The following is a 2211-nucleotide window of genomic DNA, read 5'->3' on the forward strand; positions in this document are numbered from 1 at the left end:
TGAATACCTCCATCAGGGTTTGCGCTTTTTCCAGCTCTTCCTGACTTAATTCGTAATGGATATTTGCTTTTACTGTTTCCAATGGATCATCGAAAATTTGAGTATCTGCCAGTTTCTTTTTTTTGGCTGGTGGTGCAGCCGCTGCTTTTGAAATTTTTCTCTTTCTAGCCGCGCCCTTCTTTTTTTTCTGGTCAGGTTCTGATGAATCCGACTCTGTTTCTTCCCGTATTCGTTTTGCTCTTTTTTTACTGTGAGTGCCCGAAAGGCAATTGTTGCATAAAAACGCTGAAGCTGTTGCTTCATTGGCTAAACGTCCTAATTCCTGTCGATTCAGTGCCTTGTTACATTTTGAACAAGTTATCATCGGGTTTCTGGCATCCTGCTCAGCTGAGGGTTTCAGAGGGTCATCATCTCCACGACCACTGCCGCTTGTTGATCCGGTTCGCTGGTTGCGGGCAGTAGATCCGCTCTTCTGGCCGGTCTGACCTGTTGTTGCGGGCGTTGATGCTTTGGTCGTTCGGGAGGATGGATTCTTTTTCCTGGTGGCCGCCTGCCGGCCAGAATATTTACCAGCAGCGATCTCAAGGTAAACACTGAGTTCCTGACCATTCTCTGCCAGCCATGTCTGAACCAAGCCCGGATGCATCGTGAAAGGGTCTGATCTTTCCATATTCAGAAGATCCGCTTCAATCACCATGATCCGGTCTGATAAAATCCGGGCCAGCGTTGTTTGGCTTGTCGTAATAGCCCATAGTCGTTTGATTCGTAACATTCGAAGCAGCTGCCTTTTTTGTTGCAGGCATTTTTGAACAGGGGCAAAAACAAGATTAAGGTTAAGGTCAGGCTGGGGCTCCGGATCTTCTGGGGATATAGCCAACAGGCTAATGTGGCGGGTTGGCTTCATTGGCCAAAAGGGCAGGGGCAACAACTCGTTCCCACGGCTGGGACCCTCAGGGCCTGAGAGCATGGGAGCCAGCATTTTGTGACGCCCTCGAAAAGGATTGGGCAGTTCAGGTTCAGCTAACTTACCGGCATACAAGAAATGAGTTGGCAGCGGGTTTGAGCCGACGAGTCCCATTGCAGGCAGCGACTTCCCGAACATTATTGTCACTAGCAGAAGCAGTGATCGGACTAGTGAGTAGAAAATGTTGTTATGTTGTGAGCGTCTCATAGATCCAGACTTAAAAAATCAGCGTCTGTGAATCGATTCGCTATTGGGCCAAATTCGTACGTCATCTGACATAAGGCTCAGGCTCATTAATTGATGTTTGCGTAAGACTGTATAGCACCGAACTGGCGAGCTTACCATGAATGGAATTGGCGAAAAGTTTGTTTTACTAAGCTTCCACCAGACGACAAAGGTCTTTTTAGAGAATACCCTCACACCCATCAAGTAACTCTAATTCCTGACAGCTCTGGTAAACATCATCAGCAATGTCTGATAATAAAGGGTCTCGCTTTTTTAACCGCTCTATTTTACTGCATGCCCGTTGCCTCCATTCTTCCAGTATGCGGTTATCGATATCGGTTTTGGCTTTTTTAAGGGCGGTAACGATGTGCATAAGCTTCATTTCATCTCCATACTCGTCCAGTAAGTTCAGTATTTCGGTGCCAAAAGCTTCTGTCTGGTTGAGCTTTAACCATAAACTGCCAAACGCCTGTTTTTCTCGTTTGTCGTCTGGCGGGTTAATGTTTTGTGGTTCCGGTTCACTCATCGACTCAAAGACGTCTGCCCCCCTGGATTGAACGTTATCCAGGTATTGGGACAGTGATTCTTTAATCTCATCCGGGCATTCTGTACCTGATGTTTCCATTCTATTTCTTATTCTGAAAAATAAAGATTCAGGCAGCCTCTCCTTATGATGTTCAAGCGATTTCCAGACGATTGGTTTGACGGCCATTCCATTTTTGATGATGTTAGCCAGAACATAAATGGGTAAAGGTTTGAAGGGGGTTGCTTCAACAGCACCTTTTTCCATGGGGTCTCTGGTTCCCGCCTGTCTGGCTTCGTATCTTTGGATGTATACCGGGTAATCCGGTCTTGAGCGCCTTTGCCAATCATCTGCTGTTAAATAATAGTGTTCAGATATATCAGTGATTTTCAAAAAAATCCTGAACTGCTCCTCTGACCAGTTGCTGATTTCTATTGTTTCATTCTGTATTTTCAGCTGTGGCATCGGATAGCGATAGATCTGAACACCGTCACCCACC

The 2211-nt window shown here is 46.1% G+C and carries 2 protein-coding genes; both read right to left on the reverse strand.

Annotated features, from left to right (window positions below):
* The coding region (locus tag KDK19_RS02760; RefSeq protein WP_257291302.1) for a hypothetical protein at window positions 1–1102 on the reverse strand (1102 nt) is incomplete at its 3' end.
* 265 nt (window positions 1103–1367) lie between these two features.
* A partial coding sequence (locus KDK19_RS02765; protein ID WP_257291303.1) for a hypothetical protein occupies window positions 1368–2211 on the reverse strand: 844 nt, incomplete at its 5' end.

This window comes from Endozoicomonas sp. ONNA1, assembly GCF_024606325.1.
GTDB lineage: Bacteria > Pseudomonadota > Gammaproteobacteria > Pseudomonadales > Endozoicomonadaceae > Endozoicomonas_A.